Origin of the sequence: Croceitalea dokdonensis DOKDO 023 (assembly GCF_001306415.1) — a bacterium.
Taxonomy (GTDB): domain Bacteria; phylum Bacteroidota; class Bacteroidia; order Flavobacteriales; family Flavobacteriaceae; genus Croceitalea; species Croceitalea dokdonensis.
The window spans coordinates 106276-120013 of sequence record NZ_LDJX01000005.1 but is presented as its reverse complement, the minus strand read 5'-3'; the positions used below and the strand labels follow the sequence as shown (position 1 = coordinate 120013).

The following is a 13738-nucleotide window of genomic DNA, read 5'->3' as shown; positions in this document are numbered from 1 at the left end:
GTAAAATTAATTTGTTGGTTATCCGTAAAAAATGACATTTATCAGGTTTTGACTTGTTTTTTTAATTTATTTCCCAAAAAATTGGTGGCCAATGTGGTAAAGGCCACAATGCTAATGGAACTCAATGGCATTAGAATTGCCGCAATCACTGGTCGTAACTGCCCAGTAACCGCAAAATATAGGCCTACAAGGTTATAGCAGAGCGATAGCACAAAACTCATTTTAATAATGGTGATACCGTTGCGGGACAATCTTAAAAACTGTGCCAGGTCCGCCAGGCGGCCCGCATCCAAAATGGCATCACAGGCTGGGGAAAACACATTGACATTTTCTGAAACGGCAATGCCCACATCACTCTGTGCCAAGGCTCCTGCATCATTTAAACCATCTCCCACCATTAATACCTTTTTGGTCTCCTGAAGTTTCTCCACGAAGGCCAGCTTATCTTCCGGTCTTTGGTTAAAGTGCATGGGCACCGTTAGGGGTAAGAGTTGTGCCAATTTTTCACGTTCGCCATCATTGTCCCCAGAAAGCACAGCCAGCGAATAGTTTTTGGACAATTCCACAAACATTTCCCGCACTCCTTTGCGATACTTATTTTTAAAGACAAATCTTCCTTTATAAAGCTCGTCCGCACTGATGTACACGGCAGTATCAAAACTGTTGCTGTCCGGTTCAGTGCCCACAAATGGTGCTGATCCTGCCCTAATGGAATGCTGGTCATGCCTGCCCAACACGCCTTTGCCCGTTTGCTCTTGAAACTCATCCAAGGTCTTTATCTCATGCGCATCAAGCAGTTCATAAAGTGATCGGCTCAACGGATGGTTAGACCCGCGCAACGTATTTTTAAGTAAGGACGATTCTTCTTTGGAAAGCTCAATACCTTCGTAGAAAATGGTATTCTCCGAGGCGGAGGTAAGCGTACCCGTTTTATCAAAAATAGCCGTTTGCACTTGTGCCAAGCGTTCCAAGGTATTGGTATCCTTTACATAAAAATTATGCTTTCCAAAAATCCGGAGGAGGTTCCCCAAGGTAAATGGTGCCGCCAACGCAATGGCACAGGGGCAAGCAATGATAAGCACTGCGGTAAAAACGTTAATGGCCTTGGTGGCATCGTAAAAGAGCCAAAATGCCATGGCCACAAAAGCGATGGACAAAACGGCCCAAGTGAACCGCCTGCCGATCCCATCCGTGATGGTTAGAAAATCCGAGGCTTTATTTTTCGCAAAAGCAGCGTTGCTCCACAATTGGGTCAAATAACTCTGCGAAACAGATTTTAATACCTCTACTTTAAGCACGCCCCCAATTTGCTTGCCCCCAGCAAACAGTTTGTCCCCAGCTTCCTTGCGCACCGGTTGGGACTCTCCGGTAACAAAGCTGTAATCTATCCTGGCCCCACCCGATAGCAAGACACAATCAACGGGCAGAATCTCTTGGTTCCGAATTAAAAGTTTATCGCCCTTTTCAACCTCATAGATTTGGATGTTTTCTTCATTCCCATTTTGTTGTAGTCTAGAGACTGCAATAGGGAAATAGGACTTATAATCCCTTTCAAAAGAAAGGAACCCATAGGTTTTCTGCTGAAAAAATCGTCCTATCAACAAAAAGAAGACCAAGCCGGTAAGGCTATCAAAAAAGCCACTGCCAAAATCGAACACCACATCTACGGCGCTACGTAAGAACAGCGCTAAAATACCCAAGGCAATGGGCACGTCAATATTTAACATTTTGGATGTTAGACCTTTATATGCCGAAACAAAATATCCGCTTGCCGCATAAAACACAACGGGCAAGGAGAAAACCAACATTAACCAGCGGAACACTACCTTATACTGTTCCAACCAAAACTCTTCCACCTCAAAATACTCAGGGAACGATAGAAGCATAACATTGCCAAACGCAAAACCGGCCACTCCCAATTTATAGATGAGACTGCGGTCTACCGTTGCGCTCTTTTGTTCATAATCCTTTAAAGAAATATTGGGCGTATACCCAATTCTTGCCAATAAGGTCACCAGCTCTTTTAAACTGTAATCCTCTGTAGCATAGGTGACCCTTAATTTCTTTTTTAGAAAATCTACCTGGGTATTTTTAATGGAATTGTGCAGACGATTTAGGTTTTCCAGTACCCAGATACAAGAGCTACAATGAATATGGGGTATGGTAAGATTTACCACTTGAACACCGTCCTCATCAAACGATACCAATTTGGAAATGATATCCACATTGTCCAAATAGTCATAGGCACCCGTTATGGGGTCTGGGGTTGCGCCCGCATTTTGTTCCAGTTGATAATAATAGCCTAAATCGTTGGTACTAAATATTTCATACACGGTTTTACACCCATGGCAACAAAAGGTTCTGTCATCAAAAACAATTTTGGTTTTTGCATTGGGTTCCCCACAATGATAACATTGATCGTTGTTCATCACACATTTACATTAACATACCTTACGCAAAGGTGACCAACTAAGAAAAAACAGAATATGATAATTGTCAGCTTTTTGGAAAAAAGCCTCCTTTATCTTTGTGACATGGAAAAATGTGAGACCATTAAAGCACCGCAACTAAACGATTTTAAGTCGTTGGACAGTAGTATGCTGCAACAATTGAAAGATGGTTCACAATTCATTTTCATCCCCAAGGGACGTATGGTTTTTAAAGAAGGCCAACAACTTACCAAATTGTATTGTTTGGAAGATGGCGCCTGTAAATTCAGTAAAATGGATACCGCTGGACATGAGCATATCCTAAAACTGTTGGGCAAGGGAGAACTATTGGGAAAACGGTCCCTAATTTCCCACCAAGGAGCAAAGGTCTCTGCAAGAACGCTTAAGGATAGTAGGTTTTGGGCCATGGATAGGGGTGTCATCCAAAAGGCCATAAATGAAAATCCAAAGTTTTGCAAACAGCTATTATTTGCATTGACCGATGATTTGAACCAAAGTGAACACAGTAGGGTACTTTTCTCCAGCAGTAAGGGCATTAGGCAACGACTGGCCAGCTTATTGTTATACCTGAACGATAAATTTGGTATAAATACCGATGGAGAACTGGCGTTACAGCTAAAACGGGAAGATATGGCTGCCATACTTGGCACTTCTCCAGAATATATTATTAATATTTTAAAGGAGTTTAAAAGCCAAAATCTGATATCAACAAGTAAAACCAGAATCAAAATCATCTCTACCGCTGCACTTGAAAAGCGCTTTTCTTAAAACCTGAAATTTTATAGGTTGTTTTACTTATAGAAATCTTAATTTTATAAAGTCAGGTAAATTATCATTAATGGAACAAAGGTGTGAAAACTGCATTGTAAGGCAATTTAACAGCCTACGTGCAATGAGTAAGGAAGAGCTCAAGAAAGTCTCCGATTCCAAAACAACCAAAGTATTAAAAAAGGGGGAAGCCCTTTTTGAAGAAGGGGAAAAGCTTAATGGCGTCTATTGCGTGCGTGGTGGGGTATCCAAATTATCAAAGCTTAGCCCCAACGGAAAGGACCAAATTGTAAAGTTGGCCACCAAAGGGGAGGTCATGGGACAACGTGCCATCATTGCAGAAGAGGCATCCAACCTTTCTGCCGTTGCCGTCAGTGACATGGAAGTCTGTTTTATACCCAAGGACAGCATCGCGACCACACTACAAAAGAATCCCAATTTCACCATGGAAGTGCTCCGCCATATGGCACACGATCTTAAAGAGGCAGATGACGTTATCGTAAACATGTCCCAGAAAACGGTAAAACAACGTATTGCCGAGGCATTCTTGTACCTCAAAAATAATTTTGGCGAAACCGAGGAGGGTTTTTTAAAGCTTACACTATCCCGTGAAGATATTGCCAATGTAGTTGGCACGGCCACGGAGTCTGCCATTAGAATCATTTCAGAGTTTAAAAAGAAAGGTTTGATTCGCAGTTCTGGTAAACAAATAGGTATTGTGGACGAGCGAAAATTACAAGATTTGGCCGAAGGGTTTTAGCTACGAAGGGTTTTAGCTTTGGTATTCTTTGTAAAACGGATACCCACATAGCGCAGTATAGGTGGTTATCCAGTGATTAAGACCTAACCTAGCTATGACCATTTGGTTGTTTTTCTTTTGCTTGGTTTTTAAAACAAATCCCAAAACCTGATATATATCATAGTATTACGGTTAATGCCTCCCTACTTTTATCCCATCAAAACTAAATTGGGATGAAACGTATATTAATACCCACGGATTTTTCTGACAATGCATGGAATGCCATTGACTACGCCATGCAATTATTCAGGAATGACGAATGTCAATTCTATCTATTGAATACGTACACCCCGGTGATACCGAGCAGTAGGTTTATGGCGCCCATGATCAATGGTGTGCGCATAGAAGATGCCATCAGGGAGAATTCCGTGCAGGGGCTTCACCAAACCATGGAACGCATAAAGAAGGAATTCCAAAATGAAAAACACTGTTTTACGCCTATTTCTTCCTTTAACCTATTGGTAGAGGAGGTTAAAGATATGGTAGATGAATATCATATGGATTTAATTGTAACCGGTACCAAGGGGGCGTCTGGGATGGACGAGGTGTTTATGGGGAGTAATACGGTGCGTATCATCAAGAACACAAAAAAATGTCCGGTATTGGCGATACCACAGAACTTTAGGTTTGAGACACCTACTGAGATTGCCTTTGCAACAGATTTCAATCGTTTTTACACCAAATCTGAACTTTTGCCACTATTACAACTGGCCAAGTCCTTTAAAGCCACTATCCGTATTGTACATGTACAATATGAAATTAAGGCGTTAACGGAGCTTCAATTGTTTAATCTAAACATGTTGCGCAAGTATTTGGACAATGTGGAGCATTATGTGCATACGGTTTCTGAATTAAACTCCGTATCCCATACCTTGGACGTTTTCTCCCAAGAATTGGATATCCATCTATTGGCCATGCTCAACTACCAGCATAGCTATATGGAGCGTATGACGCGGGAACCCATTGTAAAACGGACTGCGTTCCATACCCAGATACCACTACTGGTAATTCCAGAATTGGGAATGGCAGCCCATAGAAGGATAGAACAAAAGAACCAAATGCAGGAAGCCTAGTCTTGTTGGCGGCCTATGGGGTTGTCTTCGTAAAAATCCTCAAAAGTCTTGTCCGTAGTATACTTATCCGTAAGTACTTTGTAGACCATGTAAACAATCATGACCTGTCCAAAAACGGTAAGGTAAAACACCCAATTAAATGGAAAATTCATGCTGACCATAATGGTCAATAAAACCAGTAAAAAAGTAGTAAAGGCAACCATGCCCATTGCAGAAGGCTTCATAAGCTTTATTTTGTTTAACAATTTATAATAAAATGATAAACAAAAATAGTTTTTAGGAAAGATTAACAGTGTAATTCTGTTACCAGGCTTACGACAGATTCAGCGGTTGCTACCTATATCAGTGGATTTCATAAGTCCCAAGAACTGAGGTTTCAAGAGATTAATCTTAGGTTTCTTAAAAGATTTAGAATTCATTTAATAAGCGAAAAGAAATTGACCGAAACTTCTGCATTGAATGTAATGGTCCTAATTAGATTAATATTTAACCGTGCAATAGTAGATAAGGTGATTAGCAAAGACCTCTATTCATTTGGTAAAGGTGGTTTACAGATTAAATTTCCAGAAAAAGCAATGCAGATTATTCTTCAGTATGAACACCAAAAATCTGATGCCAATGATTTCATTTTTCCTGAAATGAAGAAAGCTGACTTAAACAACCCAAAGGATGTTTACAATAAGATTAAGGTGGCGACGAGTAAATTCAATAAACATCTAAAAAGCCTAACAAAGAAAATAGGCATCACCAAGAAAGTGACGATGCACATTGCCCGCCATTCTTTTGGAAATATTGCTGGTGATGCTATCCATCCTTTGATGTTGCAAAAACTATATCGACATAGCGATTTAAAGACCACTATTAAGTATCAAAACTTCATACACAAAGAAGCTGACGATGCGTTGGATAGTGTTGTGAATTTTTAATTACGCTAGAAAACAGACGCCCTATTTATTCTCCTGCATAACCACAGTTCTAGATGGAAATGGTATCGTAATACCTTCCTTATCAAAGCGTTTTTTCACGCTTTCTAATACATCAATCTTAAGCTGAAAGCTATCGCTATAATTGCGCTCCCAAGTCCACGCTCTAACAATTACCGCAGATTCGTTTAAGGCAACTACTGCGGTTTTAACTAAAGGTTTGCCTTCCTCAATATCCTGTTCTGCACGATTTTCAATAAGTAGCGGATGCTTCTCGCATTCTTCTTGCATTACTTTCTTTGCTAAACCAAGTTCGCTATGATACTATACGCTTAATTAAATGCGTTCGCAACATTTAAGCTCGCCCATATCATAATTGATTAGTCTGTCTTTGTTTATAATTGAGTTGGGTATGACAATCATCTTATTTTCAAAATTGCGTATCACAGTATGTCTTAATGTGATATCTGTGACTCTTCCCACCATGGTGTCCGTTACTTTAATAAGTTGTCCCACTTTAAAAGGCTTAAATATGATTATAAAAACACCACCTTTGACATTAGATAGTGCCTCTTGTGAGGCAAAACCTGCTATGATAGTGATAATGCCAGCGCCACCTAAGGCAGTTTGAGCAATGCCTTTAAGAGACGGGAAAGCAAATAAACACAGAACGCCACCAATAAAATAAATACTTACAAGAGCAACATATCTCAAAAACTGAATACTCGTAGGGTCTTCTTGAGTTTCTTTCTTTTTTTGAATTTCGTGTTTGAACCAGATGTTTGCCGTAGAAGCGGCAATAATGGTTAGTGACAATACAATCCCTATGTACAGTACTTTTTTGAAATCGTCAATAACATTGCTTTGCTGACTTTCATCTACGACTAAATAAGCTAAAGCTATAAGGCCTAATACAACCCAAAGCATATTTAGAATACGCTTTAATATCTGTATAGATTTTATAGTATCTAATGGGAATTTTCTTTGTTTCTCTTTAGACAGCCAGTTCAGTAATTTGTTAGTGAGCACTCTTAAGATGATTACAGCGGCTATCACTATAATTCCAAAAATGATGTCGTGTTTATGTAATTCTAAAAATTCTTTCATATGGTTTTATATGTTACGCTTTACCGCTTCGCTCTCGATTATCTCGTGAAGCTCGCAGGCTCGATTTACCATTGCATTCTCCTTTCAGTCGTGAAACTCGCAGGCTCGATTTCGCGAAAGCGTACTTAAATATTCTTAATCGAGTACCGCTATTCATCTTTCTGGATGTAGGTATTCACAATGGTTTCAATATCCTGATTTTCTGACAGCCTTAATAATTCTAAATTCACATCTCTAACCAGTTGTGATTCTAGTGGAAAGGCAAAACCGTAACCTTGTTTAAAATACTCAGCTTTACTGATGTATAGATTTTCATTTTTGTATTCTTTTAAATGATAAAGTAACTGTGGTCGGTCAAAAACAACCGCGTCTACCTCTTTGCTTTCAAGCTTTTCAATAGCTTCTTTAAGATTATTGGTCAGATTCACTTTGGCATTTTTCTCTCTTAAAAATTCCTGTGAAAGTGAACCAGAAATCGTAGCTGTATTTTTTCCTGATAGCTGTTCTATGTTTGAAACAACCGTATTTTCTACGTTAGAAAGTGTTAAAGTACTCGCAATCCCAGCTATCATCGTCGTAGCAAATAGTAAGGATATGACCATCCAAGAGCCTGCAACAATTCTGCCCATTAAAGTAACGGGCGCTTTATCTCCATAGCCCGTTGTGCTCATTGTGACGATGGCAAGCCACATTCCTGTACCAATTCCTTCTAGTGGTTTTTCAGAAAACTGGTCTGGTGATTTTTTACTTTCGGCCGGCCAAAGTAACGTTCTTACAATGGCAAGAATTATAAGAAAGATTCCTATTACCATACATAACTTAAAACTGAAAAGTCCTTTGATTCCTTGCCAGATACTCTCATCTTCAATCCTTGATAATATTGGAATACTTGAGTTGTAGAAAGGCTGGGAGAACGCAAATCTTTCCATACGGTGTGCCCTAATGGTAATAGGGCCTATTACTGCATCAATATTTCCTTTTTCTAAGGCATCTAACGCATTATCAACATTTGAAAAATTGGTATAGTTGTATGTCCACGAACTGTCCTTTGCGATTTTTTCCCGTATATCAATAGAAATACCAAATTCAGATTCAGGAAAAGCGAAGGGTTCGCTACCTGCAACACCTACAATAAAAGTCTTTGAAGATGAATCTTCAATACCCGCTTGGGAAAACATCAAATTAGCCGATAAGACTATCAAGAATAAAAAATAGAATGGTTTAAAATACATAAGGGAGTGCTTCTATGATTGCCATAATAATTTAGATTCGACCGCGACATCTCCTTTAATAATTTTTACAATCGGGCATTTTTTACCTATTTTTTCTCACCGTGAACGCTGCTCTTCTGTTAAATCTCCGATGATTTCAATTTCCTTTTTGAAGGCGACCAAATGCGTTTTGATATTTCGTTTAAAACTCACGTTTACTTTGGCCTCTTGTAAATTCCACTCTTTTCTATCTGCATACATACGAATGGCCATCACAGAACAGGTTGCCAGTGAAGCTTCTAATAATTCAGCAGGAGTAAAACCTAAGTCTTGACCGCCTACTTCAACAGGTTCATCTGCTATGATGATCTGGTTTTTGGCTTGTATTTCGGTTTTATACTTTTGTGCGCCTATTGTGACGCTAACATATTTCTTATTAATACCTGGGTCATTGAGGTAATGGTACAAATTCAGTTTCCCCAGGAACTTTCGGGAAACGTTGGGCTATCCAATCTTTGCGTGCTTTATCGATAAGGGCTTTATCTGACGATACGAAGTTCCAATTGATGGTTCTTCCTTCTGGGAATGGTGTACCTCCAAAAATATAGATGGTAGAGTTCGCTTCCATTTCAAAAGCGCAAAGGGTAGCTTCTTTGGCTACTAATAATTGTTTAGGCTCGTAGGTATGTCCTTCGCTATACATTGCGCCCTCTAAGATGTACAGACCGCTTTCGCCAAATAACCCGCCACCACAATCCACTACTTGTCTTTTGGTGCTTTTTATTTCGATGTAGAACAAATCGCTATGTACAGGAACTGGCGACTCTTTCCCAAATGCTTTTCCTGCAATCAATTTATAAGTTAAGCCATCATCCGTCCAAGTGGGTAATTTGTCTGCTTCGGTATGATGAAACATTGGTTCCATTTGTTCCAACTCCTTGGGTAAGGCTATCCATATTTGCAGACCGTGAATTGATTTTTTCTTACCTCGCAGACGTTCTGGCGTACGTTCAGAATGCACTACTCCTTTACCAGCGGTCATCCAGTTTACCGCACCAGGATTTATTTCTATTTCTGTGCCCAAACTATCCTTGTGCATTACGCTGCCTTCAAATAAAAAGGTAAGTGTGGAAAGACCAATGTGCGGATGCGGTGCAATGTCCAGATTTTCATCCTCTGCCATATCTGCCGGACCCATATGGTCTATAAATACGAATGGCCCTACCATCCTCTTTTTTCTGAAGGGCAATAAACGACCTACTTGAAAATTACCGATATCGGCTGCTCTTTCCGGTATTATGGTACTGATGTTTGACATTTTAAAAGGCTTTAAATGATTACGTTTTAAATATGGTTTCTTTTTCTATGCCCAGTTTTTTCATTTTGGCAAAAAGTGTTTTGGCGTTCATATCCAGAATACCAGCGGCACCGTTTTTACCGCTTACTTTTCCGTTGGTGCGCTCCAATATTTTAATAATGTGTTGCTTTTGTACTTCTTCAAAGGTGAGAAGGTTGCTCGTGTCTATGGTCTTTGAAGTTGATGGCATCCAGCTTCCTGTGTGTAAGGTGGTGCCACTTTCAAGTATGACAGCGCGTTCAATTAAATTTTCCAGTTCTCTAATGTTTCCTGGAAAATCATACCTCATCAAACTATCGATGGTCTTTTTAGATAATCGTTTGAATGCTTTACCAGCTTTTGCCGAATATTTTTCTAGGAAGAATTTTGCCAGCAATGGTATATCTTCTTTCCTACCACGTAGCGGGATATTATATATTGGGAACACATTTAAGCGATAGTATAGGTCTTCTCTAAACGTGCCTTCCTTTATCATATCTTCTAAGCGCCTATTTGTGGCAGCGATGACACGTACATCAACTTTAATAGTTTTAGAACCACCTACCTCGTCAAATTCGCCTTCTTGTAGAACGCGTAATAATTTAGGTTGTAAATCAATGGGCATTTCGCCTATCTCATCTAAGAAGATGGTACCACCATCGGCAAGGGTAAACTTTCCTACCTTGTCTGCCACCGCACCTGTAAAGGCGCCCTTTTTATGACCAAAAAGTTCACTTTCAAAAAGTTCCTTGGGCAGCGTTGCGCAGTTCACTTTAATTAAAGGGCGGTCTTTGCGTAGGCTATTGTTGTGCAAAGCACTGGCCAGCAACTCTTTTCCCGTTCCAGATTCGCCCGTAATCAATACTGTGGTATCAGTAGGTGCAACGAGGTTTACTTGTTCTAAGACTTTTTCATAGACCTCACTTTCACAAACAATATTGTTAGCATTTATTTTACCACTAATCTCTTCTTTTAGATATTCATTTTCATCCTCCAGCCTATTTTTTAAGGACTTAATTTCTTCAAGGGCTTGGTATAGTTTTAGGTCACGTTCTTTCCTCTTTGTAATATCCCGCACTACAGCACAATTGATATCTTGTCCTTGGTAGTTCATATAGTTGGCCACGATATCTACAGGAAATCGGGTGCCGTCTTTCTTGGTAAGTATCCATTCCATTTGTACCGACCCTTTTTCTTTTATTTCTGCAAAATGGCTTTCCCACCAGTCTTCGGTAACTCCGGTATCTAGCTCAAAAATGGTCGCACTGTCCAGTTTTTTTCTAGAATACCCCAACGTGTCTGCAACAGAGTTACTATAGTCTATAAGTTTTCCTTCTCTATTATATATGTAAACGAGGTCTTGTGCATTATCGATGACATCCTTAAAAAAATTGAGCTTGGTCTCTTTTAGGTATTGCTCTGTTACATCTTGGTAAACGCCAACCACCTCAAAAATTTTATCGCCTTTTAAAACAGGCTTGGCAATGGAACGTATATATCTGCTCGGGTTTTCTTTAGTCTCAAAAATTTCATCCATCGGGATGCCATTTCTAATGGTCTTGACAATGCTAGACCTAAACCGTTCTTCATCCTTAATGAATTGGATGATTTTACTAGGATGAAAATCTTCTTTATTTTCTGTCCCAAAAATTTTGAAAGCTTCTTCGGTCACGATGATAGAACCATCCTGAAGATTTAATTTCCAACCACCTACTTTAGCAATAGACTCTACATTGTTAATCAAGTTTTTGTAAAAGCTCGAAGATGAAATGTCGTTCATAATACCACAAATCATTTCTTTTCTGTTATTTGAGAAAAACTGCGCAAAAACTTCTACTTCATAAAATTTTCCAGATTTCTTTTTGTGTATGGCTTTAAAATTTTCCGACTTATTTTTTTTAAGTCCATCCCAATGCTTCTTCCAGCTTTCTGGCGTAACCGTAGTATTGATATCAAATATAGTAAGCTTAGTAAGCTCAGAGCTCTTGTACCCCAAGCGTTCACAGAGTTTTTGATTTCCATAGGCAAGGCTACCATCTTCATTTGCCCAAAATACTTCGTAGGGCAAGACATCTACCAGCCACTCTTTTACAAGAGAAATTTCTTTTACATCGGTCATAACTGAAATGATATAGGTGTTAAAAATAATCAAAAATTTCTCAAATAACAGAAATATCTCAAAAATAAGACGGTTTTATATTTTGGTACAACATTTAAGTTACTGCAAATCAATTACTTGTTGCTTTGGCACAAGTTTAGCCTAATGTAAGGCGTAATAAAAAAACAATAATAGAAATGAACCATCCGTAATCGAGATTTCATTTAATCTAAATTTTTCAATCGGATGCACCATTTGACCATTAAAAAACAATAAACAAAAACAAATGAAACGTAAAGACTTCTTAAAAACTACAATCGCAGGTGGCATAGCAACAGTCGTTGGAGGTTCCGCTTTCGCGAAAGCAGAAAAAGAGAAATCAAACAATTCATTAACAAATACTAACGTAGGGTATAATCATTTACCTAATAAAGAAACAAAAACAATGAATACAATACTTCACAAAGCAGACACAAGAGGCGATGCTAATCACGGATGGTTACATTCTAAACATACCTTCAGTTTTGCAAACTACCACAACCCAGAGCGAATGAATTTTGGGGTGTTAAGAGTACTGAACGATGATACAGTTTCAGAGAGTAAAGGTTTTGGAACACATCCTCACAGGGATATGGAAATAATTTCCATTCCACTTGAAGGTGACTTAAAGCACGAAGATAATATGGGTAATAAAGCCATCATCAAATCTGGTGACGTGCAAGTAATGAGTGCTGGTACGGGTATTATGCACTCAGAATACAATAACAGTCCAGACGAGCCTGTAAAGTTCTTACAGATTTGGGTGATTCCTAACAAGCAAAATGTCACACCACGTTACGACCAGATAACACTGGATACGGCAGACCGTAAGAACAAACTACAACAAGTGTTATCACCTAATGCAGATGATGCAGGTGTATGGATTCATCAAAACGCTTGGTTCAATATGACCAATCTTGATAAGGACAAAGCGGTTAGCTATAACCTAAACGACTCAAAAAATAATGGTGTGTATGCCTTTATCTTAAAAGGTGATGCCACAATTAACGGTCAAGAATTAAATCAAAGAGATGGCTTAGGTATCTGGGATGTTGAAACCTTAGATATTAAGGCAGATAGCGATACTGAAATCTTATTGATGGAAGTTCCAATGGCAATGTAATTCCTTAACAATTAATTATAAATCACAAATAAGTATAACCGTCACTAAAGACAAAAATTAAATTAAAATGAAAGCAATTAAATTAACATTCGTATTACTACTAGCAGTTACATTCAATGCAATTGCTCAAAAACCAAGTCCTGAATTATTAGACCCTACTAACCACTCGTTAGTACTCATTGACCACGAAGGTCAGATGGCATTTGCCGTAAATGGAGTTGACCCAGTTCAATTGCGTAACAATGTTGGATTAGTATCAGGAACGGCAAAAATCTTTAATATTCCTACTGTAGTTACTACAGTTGCAGAAGAATCTTTTAGCGGTCCTGTATTCCCAGAAATTATAGAGTTTTTCCCTAACAACAAAGAATACATCGATAGAACTACTATGAACACTTGGGAAGATGAAAATGCTTATAAAGCTATTACTGGAAAAGGCAAAAAGAAAATCGTAATGGCAGGTCTATGGACAAGTGTATGTGTTGTTGGGCCGGTACTATCAGCTATAAATGATGGCTACGAAGTGTATGTTATTACAGATGCTTCAGGAGATATTTCACAAGAAGCACACGATATGGCTGTTGACAGAATGGTACAAGCAGGTGTTAAGCCTATCACATCTTTACAATACTTACTAGAGCTACAACGTGACTGGGCAAGAAGTGAAACTTATGAAGCTGTAAACCAATTGGCAATGCGCTTTGGTGGTGGCTACGGAATAGGAATCCAGTACGCTCGCAAAATGTTAAAGCACTAAACTAATAATCTATAAAGCGCTTTGCTTTGACGCAAAGCGCTTTTCAAAATCAAA

The 13738-nt window shown here is 38.9% G+C and carries 13 protein-coding genes and 2 pseudogenes; 7 read left to right on the top strand and 8 right to left on the bottom strand.

The genetic code is table 11. The features are described 5' to 3' along the window. Nucleotides 1-41 precede the first annotated feature (41 nt). The gene (locus I595_RS11420; protein WP_054559565.1) at nt 42-2429 is read right to left on the bottom strand and encodes a heavy metal translocating P-type ATPase; all 2388 of its coding nucleotides are present in this window, start codon (nt 2427-2429) and stop codon (nt 42-44) included. 57 nt (nt 2430-2486) lie between these two features. On the opposite strand from I595_RS11420, the gene I595_RS11415 reads away from it, so the two are divergent. The 3 genes from I595_RS11415 (at nt 2487) to I595_RS11405 (ending at nt 5090) form a co-directional block, all read left to right on the top strand. After that, nucleotides 2487-3218, top strand: a complete 732-nt coding sequence (locus I595_RS11415) for a Crp/Fnr family transcriptional regulator (RefSeq protein ID WP_083467589.1) — start codon at nt 2487-2489, stop codon at nt 3216-3218. 70 nt (nt 3219-3288) lie between these two features. After that, nucleotides 3289-3978, top strand: a complete 690-nt coding sequence (locus I595_RS11410) for a Crp/Fnr family transcriptional regulator (RefSeq protein ID WP_054559563.1) — start codon at nt 3289-3291, stop codon at nt 3976-3978. 212 nt (nt 3979-4190) lie between these two features. Further along, a complete protein-coding gene (locus tag I595_RS11405) occupies nt 4191-5090 on the top strand; it encodes a universal stress protein (protein WP_054559562.1) in 900 nt (299 codons plus the stop codon). Here the strand turns inward: I595_RS11405 and I595_RS11400 are convergent. Then, entirely contained in the window at nt 5087-5314 is a 228-nt protein-coding gene (locus I595_RS11400) for a hypothetical protein (protein ID WP_054559561.1), read from the bottom strand. The two genes, I595_RS11405 and I595_RS11400, sit on opposite strands and share 4 nt — an antisense overlap. Nucleotides 5315-5413: 99 nt before the next feature. Here I595_RS11400 and I595_RS17755 point away from each other — a divergent pair. Next, nucleotides 5414-5614, top strand: a pseudogene (locus I595_RS17755) (phage integrase SAM-like domain-containing protein); the annotation flags it as partial. Nucleotides 5615-5665: 51 nt separating this feature from the next. Further along, nucleotides 5666-6016 (top strand): tyrosine-type recombinase/integrase, encoded by a 351-nt coding sequence (locus I595_RS17750; protein ID WP_262485540.1) that lies wholly within the window; start codon nt 5666-5668, stop codon nt 6014-6016. Between the two features lie 21 nt (nt 6017-6037). On the opposite strand, the pseudogene I595_RS17655 reads toward I595_RS17750, so the two are convergent. The 6 genes and pseudogenes from I595_RS17655 to I595_RS11370 all read right to left on the bottom strand — a co-directional run. Next, nucleotides 6038-6322: pseudogene (locus I595_RS17655) on the bottom strand (mechanosensitive ion channel family protein); the annotation flags it as partial. Between the two features lie 27 nt (nt 6323-6349). Then, entirely contained in the window at nt 6350-7120 is a 771-nt protein-coding gene (locus I595_RS11390; protein ID WP_245628277.1) for a mechanosensitive ion channel family protein, read from the bottom strand. 149 nt (nt 7121-7269) lie between these two features. Further along, nucleotides 7270-8298, bottom strand: a complete 1029-nt coding sequence (locus I595_RS11385; protein WP_245628276.1) for a transporter substrate-binding domain-containing protein — start codon at nt 8296-8298, stop codon at nt 7270-7272. 150 nt (nt 8299-8448) lie between these two features. Continuing rightward, nucleotides 8449-8799 (bottom strand): OsmC family protein, encoded by a 351-nt coding sequence (locus I595_RS11380; RefSeq protein WP_054559558.1) that lies wholly within the window; start codon nt 8797-8799, stop codon nt 8449-8451. After that, the gene (locus I595_RS11375) at nt 8780-9649 is read right to left on the bottom strand and encodes a pirin family protein (RefSeq protein WP_054559557.1); all 870 of its coding nucleotides are present in this window, start codon (nt 9647-9649) and stop codon (nt 8780-8782) included. The genes I595_RS11380 and I595_RS11375 overlap by 20 nt, the downstream gene beginning before the upstream one ends. Before the next feature lie 19 nt (nt 9650-9668). After that, entirely contained in the window at nt 9669-11786 is a 2118-nt protein-coding gene (locus I595_RS11370) for a sigma 54-interacting transcriptional regulator (RefSeq protein ID WP_054559556.1), read from the bottom strand. Between the two features lie 424 nt (nt 11787-12210). On the opposite strand from I595_RS11370, the gene I595_RS11365 reads away from it, so the two are divergent. Together I595_RS11365 and I595_RS11360 are read left to right on the top strand one after the other, a co-directional pair. Then, the gene (locus I595_RS11365; protein WP_054559800.1) at nt 12211-12927 is read left to right on the top strand and encodes a pirin family protein; all 717 of its coding nucleotides are present in this window, start codon (nt 12211-12213) and stop codon (nt 12925-12927) included. A gap of 67 nt (nt 12928-12994) precedes the next feature. Then, nucleotides 12995-13684 (top strand): hydrolase, encoded by a 690-nt coding sequence (locus I595_RS11360; RefSeq protein ID WP_054559555.1) that lies wholly within the window; start codon nt 12995-12997, stop codon nt 13682-13684. The last annotated feature ends 54 nt before the right edge of the window (nt 13685-13738 follow it).